Genomic DNA, 25800 nt, shown 5'->3' with positions numbered 1-25800 from the left:
GCCATGTCACTCAACGAACAGCTCCGCAGCGACCACCCGCCGGCCCTCGGCAAGGTCCTGCACATCCCCGCCGGCCAGGGCCCCTCGGTCTGGCTCAACGGCGACGTCTACACCGTCAAGGTCGACACCGCGCAGTCCGGCGGGACGATCACGCTGCTGGAGGCCTCCGTGCCGCCCGGCGGCGGGCCGCCGGCCCATGACCACCGCAACGAGGACGAGGCCTTCTACCTCCTCGAAGGCGAGCTGGAGTTCTTCGCGGACGGGCAGACCTACGACGTCCGCGCGGGCGACTTCGTCTTCGTCCCCAAGGGGACCGTCCACCGCTTCCGCAACAAGGGCCTGCACGCCGCCAAGCAGCTGCTGATCTTCACGCCCAGCGGCTTCGAGGAGTTCTTCCTCCAGGCCGGCGTCGACGCCCGGCCGGGCGAGCCGATCCCGGTCTTCGATCCGGCCGACAACCCGCGGGCCAAGGCGATCGCCGAGTCCCTGGGGTCGTTCCAGGCCGCGGGGGCCGTCGTGGTCGGCGGCCCGTCCCACACCGTCGAGACTGTCGAGGTCTGAGCCGTGCCCTTCGCGATCTACGTCCTGGGCCTGGGCATCTTCACCATGGTGACCAGCGAGTTCCTGGTGGCCGGCCTGATGCCGCAGCTGTCCGAGGACCTCGGTGCCGGCATCCCCCAGATCGGCTACCTGGTCTCGGTCTACGCCGCGGCCATGGCCATCGGCGGCCCGCTGCTGACCGCCGGTCTCCTGCGACTGCGCCAGAAGACCGCCCTGATCTGCCTGTACGCCGTCTTCCTCGCCGGGCAGGCGCTCGGCGCCCTCGCCGACGGCTACGCCCTGATGGTCGTCGCCCGCCTCGTCACCGGGGCCGCCTCCGGCGCCTTCTTCGGCGTCGCGCTCGCCATCTGCGTGCGCGTCACCGGTCCCGAGGTGCGCGGCCGGGCCACCTCGATCGTGCTCGGCGGCCTGATGGTCGGCACCGTGCTGGGCCTGCCGCTGTCCCAGCTGGCCGGCGAGCACTACGGCTGGCGGTTCGCCTTCTGGGCGGTCGCCGCCCTGGCCGCGCTGGCCCTCGCCGTCACCCTCGGCGCGGTCCCGGCACTGGCCAAGGAGGAGTCCGACGGGGCCGGCGGCTCCGGCGGTTCCGTCCGCGCCGAGCTGGGGGCCTTCCGCAACGCGCGGCTGTGGGCGGCCTTCGCGACCAGCATGCTGATCATCGGCGCGACCTTCGCCGCGTTCTCGTACTTCGTGCCGATCCTCACCGACGTCACCGGCTTCGCCGCGGGCACCGTCCCGCTGCTGCTGGTCCTCTACGGCGCCGCGACCGTCATCGGCAACGCCGTCGTCGGGCGCCTCGCCGACCGGCACACCCTGACGGTGCTCGGCACGGGCCTGGCCCTGAACACCGTGTTCCTGACGGTCTTCGCGCTCGGCGCCGCCGACGCGGCCGTCGCCCTGGCCGCCATGACCGGCATCGGGCTGGTCGGCGTGACGATGAACCCGGCGATGGTCACCCGCGTCATGCGCACCGCCAACGACCGCCCGCTGGTCAACACCGTCCACACCTCCTTCATCACCCTCGGCGTCGTCGTCGGCTCCTGGGTCGGCGGGATCGGCGTCTCGCACTGGGGGCTGCGCGCCCCGCTGTGGACGGGCGCGGCCATGGCCGTGCTCGGGCTGCTGACGCTGGTGCCCGAACTGCTGCGCCGCACGGCCGGTCCCGGCGCTCCCGCCGTGTCCGCGCCCTCCTCCGCGCCCTCCTCCGAGTCCTCCGAAAGGCCGTCCCATGTCTGACACCGCCACCCAGCCGACCGCCGACGACCGGGTCGCCCTGGTCACCGGAGCCAGCCGCGGCATCGGCGCCGAGATCGCCCGCCGCCTCGCCGGCACGGGCATCAGGGTCGCCCTCACCTACACCCGCGGCGCCGAGGCCGCCGAGGCCGTCGTCGCGGAGATCGAGCGCGCGGGCGGCAAGGCCCTGGCCGTCCGGGCCGACGCCGCCGACCGCGAGGCGCCCGCCGCCGCCGTCGAGGCCACCGTCGCGCACTTCGGACGGATCGACATCCTCGTCAACAACGCCGGCTACATGGACGTCAGCGGCACCGCCCTGACCGATGTGCCGGTCGACGTCATCGACCGCACCCTGGACGTCAACGTCCGCGGCGCGCTGCTCACCGCCCAGGCCGCGGCCCGCCACCTGCCCGAGGGCGGCCGGATCGTCAACATCGGCTCCTGCCTGGGCGAACGGGTGCCGGGCGGCGGCATGACCCCGTACGCGGTCAGCAAGGCCGCGATCCTCGGCCTGACCCGGGGACTGGCCCGGGACCTCGGCCCGCGCGGGATCACCGTCAACCAGATCAGCCCCGGGCCGATCGACACCGACATGAACCCGGCCGACGGCCCCTCGGCCGGCTTCCAGCGGGCCGGCACCGCCCTCGGCCGCTACGGCGCCACCACCGACATCGCCGAGGCGGTGGCCTACCTCGTCTCGCCCGGCGCGGCGTTCGTCACCGGCGCCACCCTGGCCGTGGACGGCGGCACGACCGCCTGACGCGCGTCCCTCCGAAAGGGGCCGGGCCATCGGGGATGGCCCGGCCCCTTTCGCGTCTCCTTCCGTTCAACTCACCTTCACTGCAAGGAAGTTGTATCCGTTCCGCTGCGAGCCGCCCGGCCCGCACCCGCTCCGAAGGATCCGACCGCACGTGTCCCGCACACTCGCAACCGCTCCGGCCCGCACCGCTGCCGGCAGCTCCGTCCTGCCGTCCCGGCTGCCCTCGCTCACCGGGCTGCGCTTCTTCGCCGCCCTCGGCGTGTTCTTCTTCCACACCTCGCTCACCGGCCCGCCCGCGCTGACCCCGTTCGACGGGCGCGCTCGCGAGATCTGGGCCCGGATCTGGTCGACCACCGGCTCGATCGGGGTGTCGTTCTTCTTCCTCCTGTCGGGCTTCGTCCTCACCCACGCCGCCCGGCCGGGGCTGAGAAAGCGGACCTTCTGGCGCCGCCGGGTGGTCAAGCTCTTCCCCAACCACGTCGTCACCTGGGCGCTCGCGATGGTGCTGTTCGCCGCCGCCACCTCGACCTGGCACCAGTGGCTGCCCAACCTCGCGATGGTGCACGCCTGGTTCCCGTACCTGGACGTCTACCTGTCGGTGAACCCGCCGAGCTGGTCGCTGGCCTGCGAGCTGTTCTTCTACCTGTGCTTCCCGTTCCTCCACGCACTGCTGCGCCGCGTCGACCCGGCCCGCCTGTGGGCGCTGGCACTGGTCCTGACCGCCGCGATCGCGCTGGTGCCGGCGGCCGCGTACGCGCTGCTGCCGGGCGGCACCACGCCCAACGGGTTCCCCGTCTCCGCCGAGCAGTTCTGGGCGGTCTACATGTTCCCGCCGGTGCGCACGCTGGAGTTCGCGCTCGGCATCGTCATGGCGCTGATCGTCGCGGCCGGGCGGCTGCCCCGGATCGGCGTACCGGTGGCGTCCGTGCTCGCGCTGGCGGCCTGGGCCGGCTCGATGAACGTGCCGTGGCTGTACTCGCACAGCGCCGTGACCGCGCTGCCGCTGGCCCTGCTGATCGCCGCGATCGCGGTGCGGGACCTCGGCGGCGCCGGCTCGGTGCTGCACCACCCGGCGCTGCTGTGGCTGGGTGAGGTGTCCTTCGCGTTCTACATGGTGCACGGGACGGTGATCACGTACGTGAAGCAACTCATGGGCTTCGAGCGGTCGTTCGCCGTCTGGCAGGGCGCGGCGATCGTCGTGCTGTACCTCGGTGTGAGCCTGGCGCTGGCGTGGCTGCTGTACGCCGTGGTCGAGAAGCCGGCGATGCGGGCCTGGTCGCGCTCGCGGCGGTGACGTCGGGCCGGTCGTCGCGCGTCGCCTTCGTGACGACCGGCCTCCGCTTTTATGTGAAGGATAAACCGTTAGGATTGTTTCCTAAAGATTGCTAGGTTCTTCTCGCGCGAGTGGCGAGAATTCCCAGGTATCTACTCGCTGATGCCGAGCATTTCAACGATGGCGTCCACCTCGCGCCGATACACCTCCGCCGGATCGTTGATCTGCTGCCCGAGGTGGCCGAACACCTCCAGCGCCACCGGCCCGTACATCCGCCCCCAGATCCGCAGGCTCACCCCGAGCGCCTGCGGCGACAGGTGGGGGAACTGCTCGCGGGCCGGGCCGGACAACGACTCGTGGAAGTCCGACCAGTCCGCCCGGTCCTCGCGCAGCGCCGCCGGCGCGTGCTCCCACGCCCCGTCGACCACGTCCAGCACCGTCATGCAGCATCGCCGCGCCGCCGCGGCGACCTCCTCGGGCGGGGTGAACCCGGGCAGGCCGTCCCCGTAGATCAGCCGGAACGCCGCCGGGTTCTTGATCGACCAGGTGCGGAAGGTGTCGCACACCGCGCGCACCCGGCGGGCCGTCTCCTCGTGCGGCAGGGCGGTCAGGGCGGCCTCGTGCGAGTCGGCCAGCTCGTTGTAGGCGTCCGCGGCGAGGGTCGAGATCAGCTGGTCGCGGGTGTCGAAGTAGCCGTAGAGGGCCGCGGCCGTCATGCCCAGCTCGCGGGCGATCCCGCGCAGGGTGATGCCCGCCGGGCCCGCCTCGGCGAGGGCCTTGAGGGCGGCCTCCTTGATCTCGGTGATCGTCTGCTGGCGGAGCCGCGCGCGGCGGGTGGGCTTCGTATCCATGCTGCTGTCCTCCAGGTCGGTGGCAGAACTATACGGCGTTTTGTTTGGAGCGTACTCCTGCTAGAGTAAACACCGTTAAGAAGCTGAGCACCGTTCGGTGCGGGCTTTATTCCGCACGTGTGCTTTCCGTGCCGACCCTGTGCCGACTTTGTTCCCCAGCTGTCCCCACGTCGTCCCCACGTCGTCCCCAACGGGAGTAACCATGCCTGCCACGGCCCCTGCCCGCAGGGCGGGAATCACCCTTTTCCTGCTCGCCTTCGCGCAGTTCATCGTCACCGTCGACTACAACATCGTGTATGTGGCGCTGCCCGACATCGGCCGGGCACTGGGCTTCTCCGCCCAGTCCCTGCAGTGGGTCGTCTCCGCCTACGCCGTCTCCTTCGGAGGCCTGCTGCTCTTCGGCGGCCGCGCGGTGGACCGCATCGGCGCCCGCCGCCTCTTCCTCGCCGGCCTGAGCCTGTACGCCGTCTCCTCCCTGGTCGGCGGCATCGCCACCGGGCAGGGCGTCCTCATCGGCGCCCGCGTCGTGCAGGGCGTCGGCGGCGCCCTGCTCTTCCCCGCCGTCCTCGCCCTCATCGCCACCTCCTTCGACGGCCAGGCGCGCATCAAGGCCTTCGGCGTCTGGGGCATGGCCGGCTCGCTCGGCCTCGCCGCCGGCGCTCTCTTCGGCGGCGTCCTCACCGACCTCGCCTCCTGGCGCTGGGTGTTCTTCATCAACGTGCCGTTCGCGCTGGCCGTCCTCATCCCGGCCCCGAAGGTCCTGCGCCCGGACCCGGCCGTCCAGAGCCGCGGCGGCTTCGACCTGCCCGGCGCCCTGCTCGCCACCGCCGGCATCTCCGCCGTCGTCTTCGGCCTCGTCACCGGCCCCGAGGACGGCTGGCTCAGCCCCACCCCGCTCACCGCCCTGCTCCTCGGCGCCGCCCTGCTCGTCGCCTTCTTCGTCACCGAGGCCCGCACCCGCGACCCGCTCATGCCGCTGCGCCTGCTGAGCAACCGTCCGCTCGTCGTGGCGATGGCCGTGGTGTTCGTCTTCCAGACCGGCCTGTCCGGCGGCTACTACGTCTTCACCACCTACATCCAGCCCGTCCTCGGCTACACCCCGCTCCAGGCCGGCCTCGCCTTCCTGCCGCTCACCCTGGTCTCGATGGTCGGCGCCGGCCAGCTCGCCCCGAAGTTCATGCAGCGCTTCGGCATGCGGGCCACCCTCGCCACCGGCATGGCCGTCAACGGCGCCGGCATCGCCCTGACCGCCGCCGTCATGACCACCGGCGGCTCCTTCCCCGCCCTGCTCCCCGGCTCCGTCCTGTGGGGCCTCGGCGGCGGCCTGGTCTTCGTCTCCGTCTTCGCCTCCGCCGGCTCCGGCGTGGCCCCGGAGGAGCAGGGCGTGGCCGGCGCCATGGCCTCCACCGCCCAGCAGGTCGGCGGCGCGGTCGGCCTCGCGGCCCTGGTGGCGGTCGCCAACTCCACCTTCACCGGCACCTACGCCACCGCCGCCAAGGAGGACGTGGTCGAGGGCCTGCGCACGGCGGGCATCGCCGGCGGCGTCCTGCTGATCCTGGGCGGCCTGCTGGCCCTGGCCCTCAAGAAGCAGCCCCCGGCCGCCGAGGCCGCCGCCGAGACCGCCACCGAGACCGAACTCGACCCGGAGAAGCAGTCGGTGGGCGTCTGACCCCCACCACCCCAAGACTCCGGTCCCGGAGCGGCCTCCCCCGTAGCCGCCCCGGGACCGGACATTTCCTTCGGGCTAACCCGGGAACGGGTCCTCCAGGACGGGGATGCACGGGGACAGCAGCAGCTCCGTATGCGTGCTCAGCCGGCCGCGGACCATGCGGACGACGGTGACCTCGTTCTCGCGGCCCGGCTCCTCGTCGTCCCGGATGTGCAGCAACCCGTAGGAACCCGGGGCCAGTTGGCCGACCTCGCGGAAGAACGCCACGATCGAGTCGTGGTACTCGAACACGCGCCGCAGCCTACCGCCCGGCGCCCTTCGCGCTATCCGGTGTTCGGGCGGGGCGGGAGCTCACGGCCGAGCGGTATCAGGGCCGGGGCGGGGACCCCGTACGTGAACACGCGGTCGGCGTCCCGGGTGTGCTGGACGGCGGTGTCCAGCACACCCGGGAACCGCGTCCGCGTACACGTGCGCTGCTGGACCGCCGCGACCCACTCCGCGGCCATCCCGACCCCCACGTACGCCAGCGCCCGCCCGTCCCGCCACGTCGGATCCAGCGCCCGCCCCTCCTCGTCCGCACACCAGGCGCGCCGCGTCACCACCCCGCCCGCACCGAGGACGAACCCCTCCACGTACACCAACCCGGCCGGCTTCAGCGCGATCCGCCACGCGTTGCGGAAGCAGTCCCCGCCGTCACTGCGCCGCGGCAAACCCGCCGGCCAGCCGCACGGTTCCTGGAGCCGCCCCTGCGCCAGGACCACGGCCTCGGCCGACAGCCCGCCGCCCGCGGCCCGGGCCCGCAGCGCACGGAGGAGGTCCAACTCGTGGGAGGAGATCGGCGTGATCGTGGTGGAGGACACGCGGCCAGTTTTCGCAGCCCCGCCGGGCTTCGCGAGCCCGGCTAGCCCGTCCGGTGCGCGGGGCCGGGCGAGATGTGTTTCCGCGGGACTCGGTGAACGACCCATCGGGACCGCCGGGGCCGGCGTTTCTCTTTCAGCACGGGAGTTGCGAGGCCCGCCGTCGGTGCCCTACCCGGTCAGGTACGCCTTGACCTCCCACGTGGGCGGTGCGTCGGTTCCGGCCACGGCCGCGAGCACGGGCAGGATCTCGTGGCCGACGGCGGTGCGTTCGGCCGGGTCGGGGATCTCCCGCCAGTCGGACAGCGCGTGCTTGGCGCTCGCCCTGGCCCGTGGCGAGCCCACGCCGCCGGTGGCGATGTGCAGGCCCGCGGTGTGGAGGTGCCAGCGGGCGGCCTCCGTGCGACGGCCCTGGCGGCGCGCGATCAGGCCGCGGAGTTCGCGGACGTTCGCGACGTTGGGGTCGGTCGGTCCGAGTGCCGCGGTGACGTCCTGGTCGAGCACACCCGCCTTGGCGGCCACGGCCGCCAGGACGTCGGTGTCCGACGTCCGGTCGAGCAGCCCGGTCAACTCGGCGAAGCGGTCCGCGAAGTCGGGTGTGACCGCGGGCAGGCCGGCCGGCTCCGGTGCGGCCCAGAACGCGGGTGTCACCGTCCCCCAGGGGTGGGCCGGTTGGTCCTCGTGAAGCAACGTTTCTCCTGTCCTACCACTGCACCACGCGGACGACGTGGGTGATCCGCGTGAGTGCCGATGTGCTGTTGCGCCAGCCGCTGTAGGCGACGGTACGGGTCTGGACGCCGGTGCGCGGGGCCTCGACGATCCAGCCGTTGCCCACGTACATGCCGACGTGGCCCGGGGAGTCGTCCGAGCCGTCCGAGCCGGCGTTGAAGACCAGGTCGCCCGGTTTGACGTCGTCCGGCGACACCCGGGTGCCGGTCTTGACCTGCTCGAACGTCGTCCGGGGCAGGGTGACGCCGGCGTGTGCGTAGGCCTGCTGCATCAGGCTGGAGCAGTCGCACCGGCCCTGGGTGTTGTCGCCGAACGGGTTCGTGCAGTCGCCGCCCCACTGGTACCAGCCACCGCGCTGGGCGAGGGCCCATGCCACGGCGGTCCTGACCGCCTGCGGGGTGTCGGCGGGCAGCTGGTAGTCGGCGGGGAGCTGAACGGGCACGGTGTCCTCGGACTGCGTGTACTTCCGGACGTCCGCCATGATCTTCTTCACGTAGTCGTAGGTCTGGCCCTGCGCGAACGACGCGGGGGGCACGCCCTTGTACTGGTCGACGCGGCCCCACCCGGCGTTGTAGCCGGCCAGCGCGAGTTCGATGGCGCTGCCGTTGTAGTCCGGGTGCTGCTTGGCGGTCTTCAGGAGGCTGCACATGAAGCGGCCCTGGGCGGCGATCGCGTCCTTCGGCTCCCAGACGCTGCCGCCGTTGCCCCAGCTCGCCCACGTCTCCGGGGTGAACTGGGCGATCCCCTGGGCCTGTCCGGAGTTGGCGCGCGGATCGAACGCGGACTCGGCGTTGATCTGTGCGGCCAGGACGCCCGCGCTCAACCCCTGGTCGCAAGCGGCCGCGGCCTGTTTGACGAACTCCGCGTACTGCTCCGGCACACCACCGGGTCCGGTGCGAAGAGTGGCCACCGACACCACCGGGGCCACACCGCCACCGCCGCCCTTCTCGTCGTCGGCGGCGACGGCGACGACCATGACCAGTCCGACTCCAAGAGCCAGCGGACTCAGGCCGACGGCCGCGACCGCCAACACCAGCCCAGATTTGACCTGCACTCAGACCCCCCTCGGTCAGAACCCCTCCGGACAACGCCGATTGCCCGCAGACAACCCCCTTCGTGCAAGCGGACGCGCCATTCTCACACCCGACTGCGACATCCACCGCAGGGCATCGTCCCTGCTCGGGGGCGTCCCGCCGGTTCGGGTGCCGGGCCGCTCACGGTTTCGGCATTGTCACAGGTGTGACCGATGATCAGGAACCGAGCGCGTGCGACAAACGTTCGGCTCCGACATTAGACTGCGGGGCCGAGACGGACGGTGACGGGGGTGTTACCGGGCCTGTGCCCCATCCAAGGGGCGGGGGAGAGGCCTGTCATGAGTACCCGTACTCATGACAGCCACGGCTCGCTCGGGAAGCCTGACCGGAGCGTGACTGTCCGCTAGCAATATTCGGGGGAGCGTTGGCAAGGAAAGCTGTCCCGTCCGTGGTGATCGCCCCCCACGGACGGGTCGTGGTGCCCGTCCTGGCGGCCGTCGGCGGCAGCGGGCGGTCGACGGTCGCGGGTTTGCTGGGCGTCGGGCTCGCCCAGGCGGCGGCCGGCGTCGTCCTGGACCTCGCGCCGCGTTTGGCCTCGCCGTGGCCCACGTGGGCGACGGAACCCGGGACCGGGCTCGCGTCCGTCCCGCCCGACGCACCACTGAGCAGGCGTCATGTCCTGGCGGCGGCAACTCGCTTTCCGGCCCCGGCCGGGGCCGGCTGGCACGTGCTGACCGATCACCAGGACTGGAGCGCTCCACCGCTGGCCCTGCCCGAGGCACCCGCCGCGTGGCACCAGCTGGCCGCCATCGGCGGCTGGCAGGCCGTGATCGCGGACACCGCACACCCGGTCGCGCACGACATCGTCGCCTCCCGCGCCGCCGGCAGCTCCGGCCTGACCGCCGCCTGGTGCGCGCTTCCGGTGAGCGTTCCCGTCCTGTGCGCGGCGGCCACCGCCTCCGGCATGGCCGCCCTGCAGACCGCGCTGACGGCCGCCTCGGCCGACGGGCTGCCCCTCGACCGCATGGTCGTCGCCCTCGTGTCCACCGGTGACGGCCGAACCCCCGCGCCCGTCCGTGCGGGGGAGACCATGCTGGCGCCCCGCGTCGCGGCCGTCGTCCGGGTCCCGTTCGACCCGGACATCCGCGCCAGGGGCCTGCGGGACGCCGCCCGGCTGGGCTCCGGGTCGCTCCAGGCCGCCGACCAGCTCGCCCGGGCCGTGCTCGGCTCCGCCCACACCAGTTGGGGCGACCCGCTGCCGCCCGCCACCCAACCGGCGGCGGCCCCTCTTCAGATCCAATCCGTTCAACCCGTAGAAAGAGTCCTGCTGCCGTGAGCCAGACCCTCCACGTCCTGAACACGCTGATGTCCGACCCGCATTCGCACATCCTCGCCGCCGGACCGTCGCCCGAGCCGACGTCGATCGAGAACCCGATCCCGGACTTCAAGCCGACGCTGCCGGAGAACGTGAAGAGCCCGACCGGCACGATCCTCGGCTGGGTCGCCGGCGGCGGCCTGGCGCTCGCCGTCCTCGGCGGGCTGCTGGGCTGGGCGGCCGTCGCCATCGGCGAGAACTCCGAGCGCGGCGGCATGGCGGCCCGCGGCAAGAAGGCCATCGTCATGAGCCTGATCTCGGGCATCGGCATCGCCTGCACCAGCGGGCTCATCTTCGCCGCCTACAAGATGGCGGCCGCCTGATGGACCGCCACGACCGCGCGGCGCGCAGGGCGCGCCTTCGGCTGATCGGGATCGGCGTCGTGGCCGGCGCCGTCATCGCGGTGGGCGGCGTCGCCGTCGTCCGCGGCATGTCCGACGACGGGAAGGACGGCAAGCCGGCCGCCTCCCCGACCGCCACGGCGAGTACGGGGCCCGCCACGTCGGCGAGCCCGTCGGCGACCAAGACGCTGACCCCGAACACGGCCAAACCGGTTCATCTGAACAAGCCGACCGGACAGAAGGACGGCGCCTCGATCGGATTTCCGCGCTTCGGTTTCGGTGCGATGTCGGCTGCGGTCTACCACCTCGACGAACTGAGCGTGCTGGACGACGACATGGTTCGTCGTCAGCTCGCCGTCACCACGGCCAAGGGCAGCGAGGCGAGCATCGACAAGGCCGTCAGCGAGGTGCGCAAGCTTCGTGAGACGGTCGGCCTGCCGTCCTCGGGGGGCACCCCGGCCGGCATGACGATCAGCACCAATGTGGACGCCGCGCAGGCCTGGGCGCTCGACGACGACGGCCTGGTGATCAACGTCTGGATGCACTACAGCCGCACGGCCACCCTGCCCAAGGCCGCCTCGGACGACAGCCCTCTCAAGAACCAGCTGACCGATGTCGTCCTGATCTGGGAGGACGGTGACTGGAAGATCACCACGGATCCGAAGTGGGTCGCCAAGCGTTTCACCCCGGCGCCCTACAACCCCGACTCGCCGACGTCCCTCAAGGACGGCTGGCTGGTGGTGATCCGTGACTGACCGCGGGCTCCTCCGCCTGCTGACCGTCCTGCTCGCCGCGCTCATGTCCGTGGGAGCGCTGGCCGCGCCTGCCGCGTTGGCCGACAGCCCGACCGTCCATGCCCCGAATGGTCCGCCCGACAGCCCGTCGAAGGAATGGCTCTCGCAGTGGAACGACCGAAGCGACAGCAGCATCGGCGTCGACAAGGACAACCACTGGTGCATGATGCCCGAGGCCGACAACTGCAGGCCCTACAAGAAGCCCGACCTCTACGACAAGTGCGAGGAGAGCGGGAACGCGGACGAGCGGAAGAAGGCCTGCGACGACCCGAACATCACCGCAGCACGCAAGCAGCGTGAGCTCGACAAGCTCAAGGACTGGGAAGCCACGACGGACCACGGCATCGCGGGCTATCAGAAGTACGTCGACGCCATGGGGAAGTGCATCGAAGGGGGCATGAACTTCCAGGACTGCAACGTGCATAACGCGGACCTTCTGATACCGTCCGGCGGCCTGGGGGACTGGGTGGCCGGCAAGATCAGCAAGCTGGCCGCCGACGCGATGCGGGAGATCGCGGGCTACATCGGCGAGGGCACGGTCTGGCTCCTCCAGCAGTTCGCCGACGCCTTCAACGACGCCTCCACGATCAACCTGGGCGGGACCGGGATCAGCCACATGACCGGGATCATGACGGTCCTGTCGGTCGTGATCGCCACGTTCCTGATGCTGATCCAGTTCGGCAAGGTCGCGGTGAGCCAACAGGGTGCGCCGCTGGCGACCGTGCTGAAGGGACTGGGCAAGTACGCGCTGGTACTCGGGGTGTACGCGGGATCGGCGCAGATCATCCTGCGGTGGATCGATCAGGTGTCGATCTGGATCATCGACCAGTCGTTCACCCAGGTCGGCCCCGAGCACCAGGACGCGGCGACGGTCATGAAGACGAAGCTGGCCGGCATGTTCGCCGGTCTGGTGACGGCCGGCGGCGCACAGTCCGTGGGCGCGAGCCTGGTGACCGGGGAAGGCGTGCTGAGTCAGGCCGTGGGCGTGGTCATCGTCCTCGGGATCCTGGCGATCCTGGTGGTCGGCGCGCTGTGGATCGAGGTGCTGATGCGCCAGGCCGGGATCATGGTGCTGATGGTCGCCATGCCCGTGGCGGTCGCCGGGCAGTTGTCCGACGAGACCCAGGAGTGGTGGCCCAAGGCCCGGCGGGCCTTCACCGCGATGGCGCTCGCGAAGCTGGCGATCGTGGTGTGCTTCGGTATCGGGTTCGAGGCGATGGGCACCGCCAGCGGCATCCGGAACGTGATCGTCGGCCTGATCGTCTTCCTCCTCGCCGCGGTCGCCTGGCCGGTGCTGGCGCGGTTCCTGACGATGGTGGAGGCCGGCGGCGGCAACAGCGTGGCCGCCGGAATGATCTCCTCTGTGGGCTCCACCATGGGAGCCGCGTTCGGCGGCTTCGCCGGCGGGGCCGCCGGTGTGGCCGGAGCCGGTGCGGTCGGCGGCGGGTCCGGGTTCACCAAGGCCCTGGAGGAGGACAGCGCCTCGGCCTCGGGCAGCGGTTCCAACAGCCGTTCCCGCAAGTTCCTCTCCGGCATGGGCAGCGGAATCGGCACCGGGATCGGCCTCGGCCTGCAGCTCGCCGCCGCCGGCGCGAGCACGCTGGAGGGCGCGGCGGCGAACACCGCCGCGAACGCCGGACTGGGTGCCCCCGGCAACGGCCACGCCTCCGTGGTCCCGCCCCGCAAGGGCGGCGGTGGCGCAGCACCTGCGGTGCAGCAGGATGCCCAAGGCAGCGACGCGGACACCCCTGCGGAGACGCAGGGCCCGGCTCCGCAAGGTACGGGCGAGGCAGAGGTGCCGCAGCCGGCCGCGTCCGCAGGAACGACGCCGACCCTGGTCGACGCCTCGCCGCCGACGCTCGTCGACACGTCACCGCCCACGAGTACGGGCACCGTGCGGCTCACCACCGGCCCCGTCCGTCCGGCCGCGCCGACGGAGTCCGCCCCACCACCGCCCACCACGCCGCTGCCGAAGCCGAAGGGGGACTGATCCCGTGTCCCTGACCCACAGTGAGCCGGACACCTACACCGGCTGGCAGCGGGAGAAGTCCGGCTTCATCGGCGAGTTGTCCGGCGTGGGCTTCGCCCTGATGGCCGCCGCCTCGGTCGTCGCCCTGATCCCGATCTACCAGCACAGCTGGACGGCCGCCTTCGTGGCGCTCCCGCTCGCCGGCCTGCTGCTCCTCCTGGCTTACGGCCGTGTGATGGGCCTGGCCGCCGAGGAGTGGGTGCTGCTGGCGGTCCGGTACCAGCTCGCCGTCGCCACCAAGCGGAACGTGTTCTACAGCGGGGTGTTCGCCCCAGCCGACAAGGAAGGCAACCAGCCGATGGACCTGCCCGGCGTGCTCGCGCGCCTGCGCATCCTGACCGCACCGGACGGCCAGGGCGGCACGCTCGGCATCGTCCACAACCCGATCGACAACACCTACACCCTCGTCGCCCGCGTCACCTTCCCGGGCCTGGCCCTGGTCGACACCGCCCGGCAGAACGCCCGGGTCCGTCAGTGGGCGGCCTTCCTGCGCAGCCAGTGCAAGGAGGACGGCTCGATCGTCCGCATCCAGGTGCACCAGCGCAGCCTGCCGGACGACGGCGAGGCGCTGCGGTCCTGGACGAACCGGCACACCGCCGCCGACGCCCCGGCCGCCGCCGTCCAGGCCCTCGGCGAGCTGATGGTCTCGGCGGGTCCGGCGGCGACGATCCGTGAGACGTACCTGTCGGTCACGCTGTCGTCGGTCCGTGCGCGGCTGGCGGTACGCGGTGCCGGTGGTGGACAGGTCGGCGCAGCCGCGGTGCTGGTGCGGGAGTTCCACGCCATGCACGGGTCGCTGAGCAGCGCGGGCCTCCAGGTGGTGGAGCTCCTGGACCCGCGCCGGGTGGCGGCCGTGATCCGCACCGCGTACGACCCGGAGGCGCAGCAGATGCTGGCGGTCCGTTCGGCGGCGTCCGACGACGCGTCGTACGCGGGCACGGCTCCCGGTGTGGATCCGGCGCTGGCCGGGCCGGCGGCGGCGGAGTACACGTGGGGCATGTACCGGCACGACGGGGCGTGGACGGTCACGTACCAGGTGCGGAACTTCCCGCAGTCCGAGGTGTACGCGACGTTCCTGCAGCCGTTGCTGCGGCCGAGGACGAACGCGCGGCGGTCGATGTCGCTGGTCTACGAGCCGATCGGCCCTGCCCGTGCGCGCAAGGAGCTGAGCCGGGAGAAGACGCGGCGGCAGTCCGCGCGGGCGCTGCGGGCGAAGACGGGCCGGGCGGAGTCGGAGGACGAGCGCCGCGAGTCGGAGATCGCGCGGGCGCAGGACATCGCGCGTGCGTCCGGTCAGGGCGTGGTGCGGATGGTGGCGCTGATCGCGGTCACCGTCACGGACCCGGAGGAGCTGGAGACGGCCTGCGCCGAGCTGCAGGCGGACGCGAGTGACGCCGGTCTGGAACTGCGGCGCTGCTGGGGCGCGATGGACGACGCGTTCGCCGCCGCCGCGCTGCCGCTCGGCATGGGGCTGCCGCCGCGAAGGGTGGCGATCTGATGGCGGGGTTCCCGTTCACGCGCCGCCGGGACGGACGCGACACCGTCCTCGAATCGACCCGCGTGGCCGATCTGTTCGAGCCGGACGACCAAGCGCCGACGCAGCGGCAGCCCACCGCCCGCGAGTTGCGGCGGGCCCGGCTGCTGGAGGACCCGGCGACGGCGATGCGGATCGCGCCGAAGAAGGGCTGGCACCAGCCGTTCGCGGGCCGGGCGGCCTCGCACGCGAAGGCCGAGGTGTTCCGTGCGGACACCGGCCGGGCGTCCGGCATCTACCCGTTCCTGCACGCGGCGTCGCTGCCGCCGGTCGGCGCGTACATCGGGTTCAACACGCTCACGATGCAGGCGTTCTCCGCGCATCCGAGCGTGTGGGTGCAGGAGGGGCTGGCCACCAACCCGAACGTGATCCTGACCGGCATCCCCGGCAGCGGGAAGAGCGCCCACGTCAAGGCGCTGTGCTTCCGCCTGATGGCGTTCGGGCACCGCACGCTCATCGCCGGGGACGTCAAGGGCGAGTACGCGGCGCTCTGCCGCCACCTGGGCACCGAGCCGGTGCGGCTGGGCCCCGGGCTGTCCGGCCGGCTCAATCCGCTGGACGCCGGCCCGCTGGGCCAGGACCTCCACCTGATCAAGGACGACGCCGAGCTCCAGGCCCGGCTCACCGAGATCCACCGCCGCCGCCTCACCCTCTGCAAGGCGCTGCTGGAGCTCCAGTTGAAGCGGGTGCTCCAGCCGCAGGAGGAGGAGTGCCTGGACGTCGCCGTGCGCGAGGTCACCGGCGCGCTGGCCGGCGCCGGGCACACCCGCCTCGACACCCCGACCCTCCCGGCCGTCTACCAGGTCCTCAAGGACCCGACCGAGGCCATGGCCCGGGAGCTGCGCGTGCGCGGCGACGACGTCCAGACGGCACGCGAGCAGATGGCGAGCATCCGCTCCGCTCTCGGCTCGATGATCTCCGGGCACCTCGGCGGCCTGTTTGACGAGAAGACGTCCGTTTCCCTGGACTGGGACGCGCCCATCCAGAGCGTGGACATCTCCGCCCTCCAGCAGTACGGCGACGAGGTCGTCGCGATGGTGCTGACCTGCGTCTCCTCCTGGGCGCAGAGCGCCATCGACCGTCCGGGCCGCCCGTGGATCATCGTGCGCGACGAGCTGTGGCGGCAGATGCAGTCGGGCGGGTCGTCGATGGTCCGCAAGATCGACGCCGACCTGCGCCTGAGCCGTGCGACCGGCACCATCCAGCTGCTCGCGACGCACCGGTTGAGCGATTTCGAGGCGGTCGGCGCGGCCGGCTCCGAGGCCGTCGCCATCGCCAAGGACCTGATCGCCAGCTGCGAGACCCGGATCCAGCTCGCCCAGGACACCAAGCCGCTGAACCTCACCCGCGAGGCGATCGGCCTCACCGACGCCGAGTGCGACCTGATCGGCTCCTGGGGCGCCGGGCAGCGCGGACGGGCGCTGTGGAAGGTCGGGCGGGGCGGTGGCTCGCACGCCGTACAGCTCCTGCTGTCGCGCACCGAGCGGGAGTTGTTCGAGACCGACGAGAAGATGGTGATCTGAGGTGGCCTCCGACAACCGGGTGGACGACGGCACGTTCCTGTTCGGGCTCGCCGCCGGAGCGGTCGTCTCGCTGGGCGCGGTGTCGCTCGCGGCCGGTGCCCTGGCGGGGCTGCTGTCCGGGGGCGGTCTGCCGAAGATGACCGCGTCCGTGCCCGAGACGCTGCTGCTGTCCGTCGCGCAGGGGCCGGCTTCCGTCTACCGGCCGGCCCCGCCCGCCTGGCTCTTCTATACGGTCTTCGGCCTGCTGGTCGTGCTGCTGGCCGTCCTCGCCGGGGTGGTCGTGCGGCGCCTCGGCCGTCGCCGTCGTCGTTCGCTGGCGGGCGGTGCGACCTGGGGCGGTGCCAAGATCGAGAAGGAGATGGCCCTGCCCGACGCCCCGGCCGAACGCCCGGACCGCATCACCGCGGGGCGCGGCCGGGAGACCCGGAAGATCGTCGGCGTCATCGAACGCAGCGCGAGCGCCATCGCGTTCGGCCCGCCCGGCTCCGCGAAGACCTCCGGCCTGCTCGCCCCGAACGCGGCCGAGTGGCAGGGCCCGGCACTGGTGACGACCACCAAGGCCTCGGACCTGGAGGAGATCTACGCCGCCCGCAGCCACATCGGCCCGGTCTGGGTGATCGCCCCGGCGGGGCTGCCCGCCGGGCCGTGGCTGACCGCGCACTGGTCGCCGGTGGACTACGCCGTCGACGACGAGGCCGCCGAGCGCATGGCCGAGTGGATGGCCGACGCGAGCCAGAAGACGTACGACCCGAAGGCGGAGCCGTGGCTGATCCAGGCCCGTGCCATCGTGGCCGGACTGCTGCTGGCCTCCCGGGCGTCCAAGGGCGGCATCAAGTCGTTCCGGCGCTGGCTCACCCAGGGCGAGGCGGCGGTCGACCACGTCCGCGCGATCCTGGAGGAGGACCACCCGGAGGCGGCGCTCGACTACGCGCAGCCCTGGACGACGCTGCACGACGACGGCAAGGGCTCCGTCCAGTTCACCCTGAACGTCCTCGCGGCGACGTACCGCAGCACGGGCATCCGCGAGGCCGCCGAGCGGACCGACTTCAGCGCCGAGGAACTGCTGGAACGCAACGGCACGCTCGTGCTGATCGCGGCGCCCTCACAGGCCGACCGCTTCGCGCCCTACTTCACCTCGCTGATCGCCGCGGTCCTCCACGCCGCCGAGGCCCGCTACGAGAAGCTCGGCCGCCACCCCGACCGCTCGCTCGGCCTGTTCGTCGACGAGGCCGGCAACTTCCTGCGCTACCCGAAGCTGCCCAACGTGCTCACCACCGGCCGCGGCATGGGCATCACCGTGCTGAGCATCTGGCACGACTACTCGCAGCTCGCCGGCCGGATGGGCCGTGAAGGCGCCAAGACCATCATCTCGGCGAGCACGCTGCGGCTGCTGCTGCCCGGCATGGCCGACGACGAGACGATGCGCTACATGTCGTTCCTGTTCGGCCGGGAACTCGTGGAGAGGACCAGCCACACCACCGGCACCGGCCGCGACTCCACCTCGACCAACGTCGTCGAGTCGGACCTGCTGCCCGTCCACCAACTGCGCGAGATCCCCGAACACACCGCGATCGCGCTGTACTTCAACCGGCCGCCGATCCGGGTGCGCATGCGCCTGACCTGGCGCGACCCGGACGTCAAGGCGTGGCTGGCCCGGCCGGCCGCGCCGCGGGCGGACGCGGTCCCGCACCAGGCCCTGGAGGCCACCGATGCATGACCTCACCGCCGGAATCACCGGCACCCCGCCGAGGCGGTGGGTGTGGTCGGCGATGACGCCCGCCGACCGGCAGCAGCGCCTCGTCGAACTCGCCCCGTGGGTGGACTGGCTGATCACCCACCACCACCTGCACCGGAAGATCCCGCGCTGCTGGTACCGGGACGGCCACGAGCCCGTCCTGGAGATCCTGGCGGGCCTCTACCTCGGCTGGGTCCGCACCTACTGCGGCGACCCCGCCCGGACGGGCACCTTCGGCGAACTCGCGTGGATCAAGGAGCTGCACTCCGTCACCCCGTACCTCGCCGCCCCGACCTGCGAGGACGGCCACCAGGAACCGCCGCCCAGGAAGAAGCCCACGGGCGAAGCACTGTCCGACTGGCTCGACGACGACCCGCCCCGGATCGCCGCCGCGCCGTCCCACCCGGCCGAGGTCGAGGCCAACCGGCTCGCCGCCGCGGACGCCGCGCAGGCGGCGACGCCGGGCGGCTGGCCGGCCTGAGAGGACACCGAATGCGCCTCGCCCCCGCCGGAAGGACCGGTGGGGGCGAGGCGCATTCGGCCCTACCGGGCGGATCCGCTCCGGTGCTGGGAGTGGCTCTGCACCGGTGCGGGCTGCTGCACCTGCTGGTGCGGCACCGCCGCCCGTTGGGCTGCTTGGACCCGCTGGGCATCCTCGGCGAGGCGCTGCGCGGGCGGCTGAGCGGCACGCCTGGACAGCTCCTGCTGGATCTGCCCGACGGCGGTCTCCAGCCCAGCTGCCCGCTGGTGCGCCTCCTGCGCCTGTGAGCGGGCCGACTCCAGGCCGCGCTCGCGCGCTGCGGTCGTGCGAGCCAGCACCTCGGCCGGATTGCCACCGGCCTGCTGCCAGGCCGCCAGTACGGCGTAGTGCTCCGAGGCGTCCCCGGCCGCACGCACGCTCACCTGCAGCTGCTCCCGCGCGGCGGCGAGGCGCTGATCCCCGGTCTGCACGGCCACGCCGAGCTGCGCGAGCTGCTGCTCGAGGGCCTCACGGTCGGCTCCGCGAACGGCGGGCCTCCCGAACCCGCCCCGCTCCGCCAACCGCTCCTCCACGGCCCCGGCCTGCTGCCTGGCCCGGTCGAGGTCCCCGGCCAACCGGTCGACACGGGCCGCGTCCGTCCGGCTCTGCAAGATCGCCTCCACCTGCCCCGCACGGGCGGCAACCCGCTGCTCCACCTCACCACCCGGCGCGAGCGCGGCCGCGATCTCCCCGACCCGCCCCTCGGCCGCCACGGCCTGCTGCCGGGCGCCCTCCGCCTCCCCGACAGCCCGGCCGAGCGCCGCACCGAGGTCGGCGTCCGGCACGTCCCCGTAGGGCAGCGGTCGAGTCGAGGCGCGGACGAAGTCGGCCCGGCTCGCCCGGTCGGGGAACTGCTCCATCCGGGACCAGGCCTGGGCGGCTTGCTCCTCCGAGATCCCCTGTTCTGCGAGGTGGTCCCGCAACTCGCTGTAGACCGGGTGGTCGACGCGGCGTACGACGCTGTCGAGTACGGTCTTCAGCTGCGGGTCGACCTCGGGGCTGCGGTCGACCCACTGCCGTACGGCGTCGGTGAACTGCGCCCGCTCCCGCATCCGTTCGGCCAGCCAGGTGGCATCCATGGGGCCGAGGGCGGCGCGCTCCGCTGCGGCGTCGTACACGGCGACCAGCGCTGCAGCCTTGATGGCCTCGCGCGTCAGCGGATCCCGGAACCGTTCCGGGACAAGCGACGGATTGAAGCCGCGGAGCGCATCCGGGATGTCCCGCTGACGCCGCTGCTGGGGACCGTCGACGGTCACGCTGCGCGGAGTGTCCATCGGGCTGTGGAGAGTGTGCTCGATGACGTTGATGGGTTCCTTGCTGGCGAACGTCCACCCCTGGTTGGGATGGAGGTCGTCGAAGGGGTACCCCTTGCCCTCACCGGTCTGTTCGGCCTTCAGGTGGACGACGTAGCCGATCTTGCGATCGGGATTCGGATCATCCGGAGCGGCTCCGAAGAAGGCGTAGCGACCCTCGAAGTCGGTCCGCGGGTAAGCGGCGGCCAGGAGTTCCTGCACCGTACCCTTGTAGCTGCTGTCGACGAGTGTCAGACGGCTGCCGGGTATGCCGACGGGTACGTTCTCGTCGTCGAGATAGTCCGTCAGGGCGCGGTGGGCTCCGAGGACGCTGTCGGGAGCCACCCGGTCACGTGTTCCCCGGAACCCTTCGACGTCGGGGAACTGCTTTCCCCTGTTCTGCTCGAGATCCTGAAGCGCGGCCTCTGCTATGACGCGCGATAGCACGACCTCGCGGCAGCTTCTTGCGAAGAATTCCGGATCCAGCGCACGTGTGGCGGCGGCGAAGCTGTGTCCATCCCGTCCGAGAAAGACGACGAGGCGTCCTTGTTCGGCATCCGCTTTGAGATCGGGAAGCATCTCGGCCGCGATGGAGGTGATGAACGGCCCGTGGAAGCGACGGAAGACGTCGTAAGCCTCCGTGACGGCTCGTCTACCAGCGGGCGTGAGCTGGTAGTTGTCCATCAACGCCGTGATGGTTGGGTGCTCCCGCTCTATCAACCTTGCTCGCTTTCAGCGCGGGTGGAGGGCAGGCGCTCCGTCAGTGTTTTGGTGAGCCAGGTCATGAATGCGTCGTAGTCGGCGTCGAAGCTCCACCGGATCCGGACGCCGTCGTCACTCCTGGTGGTTCGTCCGATCTCGTCCATCGAGATGCCGATGGTGGCCGAATCGACGAATGGGAGCCTGAGGGCGGCTGTCAGAGTGAGGGCGTCGTGCTGCATGCTGCCGGGGTGGAAGCGTGTGAACCACGCGTCCAGGTGGGCGGCGAGGAGCGCGGCCCACTGAGGCGCGTGGGGGGCTGCCAGCCATTCGTACAGCGGGCTTTCCGCCGTGACCTCGATTTTCGGCGTGAAGGTTACCTCTGACGCAATGAACTCCGGCTTCCGTAGGTGTCCTACAGCGACCGCCTTGAGCACGCGGTGGGCGGCTGGAACGTCCAGGCGGACGTTGTGTTCGGCGATCTCCGGGTTGCGGTACCGCAGGGCGCCGCCCATCTGCGTCACCCGGAGCCGGGTAGCCGCCTCGGGTGCCTCGGCGAGGACGTGGGCGAGGTTCGACAGCGGGGCCATGCCGACCCACCGCACCGGGCCGTCCGTTGACGCCAGGACCTCGCGGACGGCGGCGACGACGTCGGTCCGCTGCGCCGGGACGTCCTGCGGCACGAGGTGCTCGATGACGAAGTACGGCGTGTCGGAGAGCTCGGCGCCGGCCACCGTCGCCACGTCGGGGCGGTCCATCAGGTCCAGCAGGTGGCGGGCGAAGCGTGCGCGTCGGCCCTGGGACTCGTCGCCGGTGATGACGAGCCTGAGGTCACTGGTGTACCGCGCAGCGGCGGCGACGGCCAGGGCGTCGTCGGGGTCCCCGCCGATGTCGGTGTCGATGATCAGCGGGGCGTTGCGCAGGTCCTCGGGCAGAGACGACGGGCGAATATCTTTTGCCATCGCCGCGAACACGCTGTCGGGGATGGCTTCACCCAGTGCTGTGATGGCTTCCCTATGCCGACGCAGGTCGTCCCACGTGTCTTCCGAGTTGTCTCCCATTGTCCCTCTTCAGTCGATCGATCAAAGGTCCTCATGACCTTCGCGATTGCATCGTAGTGGGGTCCTCTGACCTGCCCCTGAGTGAGGGAACCCAGTGCCTCCCTGCCGATCGGCGGGGAGGTGACTGAGTATCCGTACTCAGGCGGAACCCGCGTGCGGCGGCGGACGATGGCGGACGGCCTGCCGATCAACGACTGTTGCTGCAAAGGGGAATGACGCATGGGAGCACTCTGGTCGTCGCCCGACGAGCCGCACCGCCGGTTCGCACGGCGCGGATCTGCGCCCGGGAAGCGGCCCATGTCGTGCATCGAGTTCATCGGGTGTGCCCTGGCCGCCGTGCTGGCCCTCGCCGGGCTGGCGGTGCTCGGGGGGATGGTGCTGTTGTTCACCGGTTCGGTCCGACTGGTGCCGAACAAGTGAGGGGCGAACGGGGAGTGCGGCGCCTGGCCGTCCGCGTTCGGGTCCTCGTCGCGCTCGGCCGTCCCGCCGTCGCGCTGCTCTTCGCCCTCTACGCGGCGCTCGGGCTCGCCCAGGCGGGGCACGCGGAGGACCGGCTCCTGTTCGCCGAGTGCGTCGTGCCGGTCGTGGCGTTCCTGCTCTGCTCGGTCTGCGTCAACGACCTCTCCGACGAGGCGATCGACCGGGTCAACCTGCCGGGGCACTGGAGTCGGCCGCTGGTCACGGCCGCGGCGGGGAGCCGGAACCTCGTCGTGACGGCCGCGGTGTCCGCCGTCGTCGCGCTCGGATCGGCTTTCCTCCTCGGGCTCCGGCCGGGGGTGTTGATGGTCGCGGCCCTCGCGCTGAGCGCCGGGTACTCGCTGCGCCCGGTGCGGCTGGCCGACCGGGGTGCCGTCGCGGCGCTGGCCCTGCCGGCCTGCTACGTCGCGCTGCCGTACCTGCTCGGCCTCACCGCCACCGGTGCCGCCGTCGGCCCTCGTGACCTGATGATGCTGGGCGGCCTCTACATCGGGTTCGTGGGCCGGATCCTGCTCAAGGACTTCCGTGACGTCCGGGGCGACGCCCTCTTCGGCAAGCGGACGTTCCTCGTGCGGCACGGGCGCCGCGCCACCTGTCTGTTCAGCGCCTGCTGCTGGGTGATCGGCACGTGCGTCATCCTGGCCGCCACGCCCCGGCCCACGCCGGCGTTCGTGGCCTCGTACGGCGTGTGCCTCGCCGCCGTGCTGCTCATCCTCCGCACGCTGGCGAACGAGGTCGGGCACCGGCGGGAGGAGGCGCTCATCGCGGGCGCGGCGGTGATCGGCCGGGGGCTGCTGGTCCTCCAGCTCGCGCACGTGGCGATGGGGCAGGCCGGGTGGGGAACGGGGGTGCAGGCGTTGGTCGTCGGCGGGGTCCTCCTGGTGACGGTCGGCCAGGTCGTCGGCCTGGTGCGGTACGGGCCGGGAACCGGGCTCACCACCGCCTCGCTCGGGCAGGAGGCGGCCGAGGCGTCGTCGCCCGGTGATCGAGCGCTTGTCGTGAATGCCCCCGCCCGGTAGGGGCGGGGGCGGGGTGGTCACGACGGTTCCGGTGTGCCCGCCTGCGTGGTGGTCGCCGTGGTGGGCGGCGTCGCGTCGGCGGAGTCCGTGGCGGCCGCCGTGGTGGGCGGCGTCATCCTGAGCCAGCCCGGCAGCAGGGCGTCCACGGCGGGCATCGCCATGATCCGCGTGATGGCCGCGGCGACGGCGAGTGCGACGCCGAGGCCGGGGAGGGTGGACGGCAGGTTCGTGGTGTGCACGAGGGCGGGCAGCGCGGCGGCGAGGCCGAGGACGAGCTGGAGGATCGTGCGGATCGTGCGGCGGACGGAGTCGGGCACCGGTTCTCCCTCAGGTGGTCGGGGTGGTGGGGGCGGGCACCGTGGACACCGCGGGCACTGCGGACACGGTCGGGTCGGTCGGGCCGGTCGTGACGTGCATCTCGACGCCGGACGCGAGGGCCTTGGCCACGGCGGCCTCGATGGCGGCGGTGACCGTGGCGGTGTCGATGCCGTCGGCGTGGGAGAGCAGCGTCTGCATGACCGCCGCCTGTGCCGCGATCTGGGCCTTCGCCACGGCGAGTTGGTACTGGATCGGGTTGTTGGCGGCGAGCAGCCACATCGCCGGGACGACCGCGTCGGCGCCGGTCCGCTGCTGCCAGTCGGCGGTCACGTTCGGCAGGCCGTGCTGCCAGACCTGCTGCGGCAGCCCCCGGACGAGGGTGCGGATGCCGTCCGGATTGTCGTCGGCGTAGTGGACGGCGTAGGCGATGGAGTCCCGGACGGGCTGGCTGCTGACCGCGTTGACGGTCTCCTCGCGGATCATCGCGCGGAGCTGGTCCTCGGTGTACGGCACGTCGTCCTCCTGCGGGGAGCGGTCGGGCATCCACTGCCCGTAGTCGGTGGTGGTGGCGGTGTTGCGGTCGCAGTCGACGCCGCCGATGGTGACCGCTCCGCCCTGCCGGAGGTGTGCATCCGGGTCCCATACGCCGCCGGACCACGCGGAGGTCTGCCAGTACCAGGTGACGAGCCCGGAGGCGGCGGCGCCCCGGACCACGTGCAGTCCGCCGTAGACGCCCGTTCGCGCCGCGCCGAGGACGCCGGCGGCGCCCGCGAAGTACGGCCGGACGCTCGGCCAGTCGGTGTCGGTGTCGACGGCGAAGTAGATCGGCCGGTCCGGGGGCATGCCGCAGGCGGCGGCCTGTGCCGCGGCCGTTCGGGCATCGGCGGCTCCGGCGGCCTGCCCGGCGAGGGCCCGGCCTTCGGTGGTCTCCCACACGACGCCGCACCAGATGCCGTGCGCGGCCAGGTCGTCGGCCTCCGCGCGGGTGAGGTTCTTCGACGTGTCGGTGCTGAGGTACCGCATGGCGAAGGCCGCGCCGGAGGCCTGGAGGGCGGCGGCCGTCGGGTGGGTCCAGGGGTAGTCGACTCCCCAGGTCACGAGGTGGCTCCCTTGGGTGTGTGGGGGTGAGAGCGGGAGTGGGGGTGGGGGTGAGGGCGATGGGCTCGGCGGACGGCCGGCCGGCGGGTTGTCCGAGTACGTTCTGCCCCGCCACCAAGAGCGGCAAAGCCCACAACCGCACCGTGTTTGACCAGGACATGGGCACGATCATCCCGGTGAGCCGGATGATCGGGATGGGCCCGGCATGAGCCCGGGATGCCGGCGGGGCCGGACGTCGGTGCGACGTCGCGCGGGCCGTACGCTACGTCGGAGCCCGCCGAGAACCCTGGAGAGCCTCCTTGCCCGCTGCGCGCCGACTCGTCCGCAACCCCGCCGCGTGGTACGCGGCCCTGCTGGCCGTCGGGGTGACGGTCACGCACGCGCTGCCCGTCGACGACGCGGAGCGGCTTCGCGCGTGGGCCTCGACCGATCTGGCCAACCTGCGGCCCTGGCCGGCCGGTCACCCCGTCGAGGCGCTGGTGGCGTCCGCGTTCGTGCCCCAGGGTGACGGGTGGGCGTGGCCGCTGCTCGCGCTGTCGGGGTTCACCGTGGTGGCGGTCCTCGGCCGGTTGCGCGCGGTGCTGGTGCTCGCGCTGGCCCACGCGGGGGCGACGGCCGTGACCGAGGGGATGGTCTGGTGGCGCATCCGGCACGGCGGCCTGCTGCCCGACGCCGCGTTCGAGCTGGACACCGGCCCGTCGTTCGTCGTGGTCGCGGCGATGGTCATCGCGGCGGGGTGCGCCCGCAGGGTCTGGTGGCGGGTGGTGTGGTCGGCCCTGCTGGTGGCGTCGGCGCCCGAACTGCTCGACGGCCTGCCCGACGGGGACGTGGCAGCGGTCGGACACGTGCTGGCCGCGCTCACCGGTCTCGCGGTCGTCGTCGCCCACCATGTCCGCCGCCGCCACCGGACCGCCGAACGGGAACCGGCCCGTTCGCAGGGTCGTTCGCAGGGCCGTGCGCCGAGGCGTTCACAGGGTCGTTCGCAGGGCCGCTCGCAGCGATGAGACATCCGCTCGGC

The 25800-nt window shown here is 72.2% G+C and carries 25 protein-coding genes; 16 read left to right on the top strand and 9 right to left on the bottom strand.

Features of this window, described 5'->3' with window-relative positions:
• Positions 1-3 precede the first annotated feature (3 nt).
• The 4 genes from ACFVSN_RS26880 to ACFVSN_RS26865 all read left to right on the top strand — a co-directional run bounded on the left by ACFVSN_RS26880 (position 4) and on the right by ACFVSN_RS26865 (position 3848).
• Positions 4-561 (top strand): quercetin 2,3-dioxygenase, encoded by a 558-nt coding sequence (locus ACFVSN_RS26880; RefSeq protein ID WP_380443687.1) that lies wholly within the window; start codon positions 4-6, stop codon positions 559-561.
• A 3-nt stretch (positions 562-564) separates the two neighbouring features.
• Positions 565-1797, top strand: a complete 1233-nt coding sequence (locus tag ACFVSN_RS26875; RefSeq protein WP_387590987.1) for an MFS transporter — start codon at positions 565-567, stop codon at positions 1795-1797.
• Positions 1790-2554, top strand: a complete 765-nt coding sequence (locus ACFVSN_RS26870; protein WP_380443683.1) for an SDR family NAD(P)-dependent oxidoreductase — start codon at positions 1790-1792, stop codon at positions 2552-2554. The genes ACFVSN_RS26875 and ACFVSN_RS26870 overlap by 8 nt, the downstream gene beginning before the upstream one ends.
• Before the next feature lie 151 nt (positions 2555-2705).
• Positions 2706-3848, top strand: coding sequence for an acyltransferase family protein (locus tag ACFVSN_RS26865; protein ID WP_380443681.1), 1143 nt, complete (start codon positions 2706-2708; stop codon positions 3846-3848).
• Between the two features lie 131 nt (positions 3849-3979).
• Here the strand turns inward: ACFVSN_RS26865 and ACFVSN_RS26860 are convergent, their stop codons facing one another.
• Positions 3980-4678 (bottom strand): WHG domain-containing protein, encoded by a 699-nt coding sequence (locus tag ACFVSN_RS26860; RefSeq protein ID WP_387590991.1) that lies wholly within the window; start codon positions 4676-4678, stop codon positions 3980-3982.
• A gap of 202 nt (positions 4679-4880) precedes the next feature.
• Between ACFVSN_RS26860 and ACFVSN_RS26855 the strand changes: the two genes are divergently transcribed.
• Positions 4881-6347 (top strand): MFS transporter, encoded by a 1467-nt coding sequence (locus ACFVSN_RS26855; RefSeq protein WP_387590993.1) that lies wholly within the window; start codon positions 4881-4883, stop codon positions 6345-6347.
• A gap of 75 nt (positions 6348-6422) precedes the next feature.
• Here ACFVSN_RS26855 and ACFVSN_RS26850 read toward each other — a convergent pair whose 3' ends face one another.
• The 4 genes from ACFVSN_RS26850 to ACFVSN_RS26835 all read right to left on the bottom strand — a co-directional run bounded on the left by ACFVSN_RS26850 (position 6423) and on the right by ACFVSN_RS26835 (position 8987).
• A complete protein-coding gene (locus tag ACFVSN_RS26850; protein ID WP_387590996.1) occupies positions 6423-6638 on the bottom strand; it encodes an Imm7 family immunity protein in 216 nt (71 codons plus the stop codon).
• A gap of 32 nt (positions 6639-6670) precedes the next feature.
• A complete protein-coding gene (locus tag ACFVSN_RS26845; protein WP_387590998.1) occupies positions 6671-7207 on the bottom strand; it encodes a hypothetical protein in 537 nt (178 codons plus the stop codon).
• A 168-nt stretch (positions 7208-7375) separates the two neighbouring features.
• A complete protein-coding gene (locus ACFVSN_RS26840; RefSeq protein WP_380443673.1) occupies positions 7376-7894 on the bottom strand; it encodes a hypothetical protein in 519 nt (172 codons plus the stop codon).
• 13 nt (positions 7895-7907) lie between these two features.
• Positions 7908-8987 carry an NlpC/P60 family protein gene (locus ACFVSN_RS26835; protein ID WP_380491755.1) on the bottom strand — a complete coding sequence of 360 codons (1080 nt, stop codon included), beginning with the start codon at positions 8985-8987 and terminating at the stop codon, positions 7908-7910.
• Between the two features lie 428 nt (positions 8988-9415).
• Here ACFVSN_RS26835 and ACFVSN_RS26830 point away from each other — a divergent pair, with 428 nt between their 5' ends.
• The 8 genes from ACFVSN_RS26830 to ACFVSN_RS26795 are packed head-to-tail and all read left to right on the top strand — an operon-like array spanning position 9416 to position 18779.
• Positions 9416-10303, top strand: a complete 888-nt coding sequence (locus ACFVSN_RS26830) for a hypothetical protein (protein ID WP_380443669.1) — start codon at positions 9416-9418, stop codon at positions 10301-10303.
• Positions 10300-10665, top strand: a complete 366-nt coding sequence (locus ACFVSN_RS26825; RefSeq protein ID WP_380443667.1) for a hypothetical protein — start codon at positions 10300-10302, stop codon at positions 10663-10665. Before ACFVSN_RS26830 ends, ACFVSN_RS26825 begins: the two co-directional genes overlap by 4 nt.
• Positions 10665-11438 (top strand): hypothetical protein, encoded by a 774-nt coding sequence (locus ACFVSN_RS26820; protein ID WP_380491760.1) that lies wholly within the window; start codon positions 10665-10667, stop codon positions 11436-11438. The genes ACFVSN_RS26825 and ACFVSN_RS26820 overlap by 1 nt, the downstream gene beginning before the upstream one ends.
• Positions 11431-13467, top strand: a complete 2037-nt coding sequence (locus tag ACFVSN_RS26815; protein WP_387591003.1) for a hypothetical protein — start codon at positions 11431-11433, stop codon at positions 13465-13467. The genes ACFVSN_RS26820 and ACFVSN_RS26815 overlap by 8 nt, the downstream gene beginning before the upstream one ends.
• A 4-nt stretch (positions 13468-13471) precedes the next feature.
• Positions 13472-15004 (top strand): SCO6880 family protein, encoded by a 1533-nt coding sequence (locus ACFVSN_RS26810; protein WP_380443661.1) that lies wholly within the window; start codon positions 13472-13474, stop codon positions 15002-15004.
• On the top strand, positions 15004-16563 hold the full coding sequence (locus ACFVSN_RS26805; protein ID WP_380443659.1) for a type VI secretion protein: 1560 nt from the start codon (positions 15004-15006) through the stop codon (positions 16561-16563). The genes ACFVSN_RS26810 and ACFVSN_RS26805 overlap by 1 nt, the downstream gene beginning before the upstream one ends.
• Before the next feature lies 1 nt (position 16564).
• On the top strand, positions 16565-18280 hold the full coding sequence (locus tag ACFVSN_RS26800) for a type IV secretory system conjugative DNA transfer family protein (protein WP_387591006.1): 1716 nt from the start codon (positions 16565-16567) through the stop codon (positions 18278-18280).
• Positions 18273-18779, top strand: coding sequence for a hypothetical protein (locus ACFVSN_RS26795; protein ID WP_387591009.1), 507 nt, complete (start codon positions 18273-18275; stop codon positions 18777-18779). The genes ACFVSN_RS26800 and ACFVSN_RS26795 overlap by 8 nt, the downstream gene beginning before the upstream one ends.
• Positions 18780-18841: 62 nt before the next feature.
• Here ACFVSN_RS26795 and ACFVSN_RS26790 read toward each other — a convergent pair whose 3' ends face one another.
• Together ACFVSN_RS26790 and ACFVSN_RS26785 are read right to left on the bottom strand one after the other, a co-directional pair.
• Complete coding sequence (locus ACFVSN_RS26790) at positions 18842-20794, bottom strand: hypothetical protein (protein ID WP_387591012.1); 1953 nt, start codon at positions 20792-20794, stop codon at positions 18842-18844.
• A 32-nt stretch (positions 20795-20826) separates the two neighbouring features.
• Positions 20827-21870, bottom strand: coding sequence for a nucleoside hydrolase (locus tag ACFVSN_RS26785; RefSeq protein ID WP_387591014.1), 1044 nt, complete (start codon positions 21868-21870; stop codon positions 20827-20829).
• Positions 21871-22167: 297 nt separating this feature from the next.
• On the opposite strand from ACFVSN_RS26785, the gene ACFVSN_RS26780 reads away from it, so the two are divergent.
• Both ACFVSN_RS26780 and ACFVSN_RS26775 read left to right on the top strand, forming a co-directional pair.
• Complete coding sequence (locus ACFVSN_RS26780; RefSeq protein ID WP_359959260.1) at positions 22168-22290, top strand: hypothetical protein; 123 nt, start codon at positions 22168-22170, stop codon at positions 22288-22290.
• Between the two features lie 14 nt (positions 22291-22304).
• The gene (locus ACFVSN_RS26775; protein WP_387591017.1) at positions 22305-23366 is read left to right on the top strand and encodes a UbiA family prenyltransferase; all 1062 of its coding nucleotides are present in this window, start codon (positions 22305-22307) and stop codon (positions 23364-23366) included.
• Positions 23367-23383: 17 nt separating this feature from the next.
• On the opposite strand, the gene ACFVSN_RS26770 is transcribed toward ACFVSN_RS26775, so the two are convergent.
• The gene (locus ACFVSN_RS26770) at positions 23384-23683 is read right to left on the bottom strand and encodes a hypothetical protein (RefSeq protein WP_387591020.1); all 300 of its coding nucleotides are present in this window, start codon (positions 23681-23683) and stop codon (positions 23384-23386) included.
• A 10-nt stretch (positions 23684-23693) separates the two neighbouring features.
• Positions 23694-24782, bottom strand: a complete 1089-nt coding sequence (locus ACFVSN_RS26765) for a glycoside hydrolase domain-containing protein (protein ID WP_387591023.1) — start codon at positions 24780-24782, stop codon at positions 23694-23696.
• A 299-nt stretch (positions 24783-25081) separates the two neighbouring features.
• Here ACFVSN_RS26765 and ACFVSN_RS26760 point away from each other — a divergent pair, with 299 nt between their 5' ends.
• On the top strand, positions 25082-25786 hold the full coding sequence (locus ACFVSN_RS26760) for a rhomboid-like protein (RefSeq protein ID WP_387591026.1): 705 nt from the start codon (positions 25082-25084) through the stop codon (positions 25784-25786).
• Positions 25787-25800: the final 14 nt, after the last annotated feature.

Origin of the sequence: Kitasatospora sp. NPDC057904 (assembly GCF_042887925.1) — a bacterium.
In the GTDB taxonomy this organism is placed as follows: Bacteria; Actinomycetota; Actinomycetes; order Streptomycetales; family Streptomycetaceae; genus Kitasatospora.
Note: the sequence above shows the minus strand (reverse complement) of the source record. Positions and strands in the feature narration are given on the sequence as shown.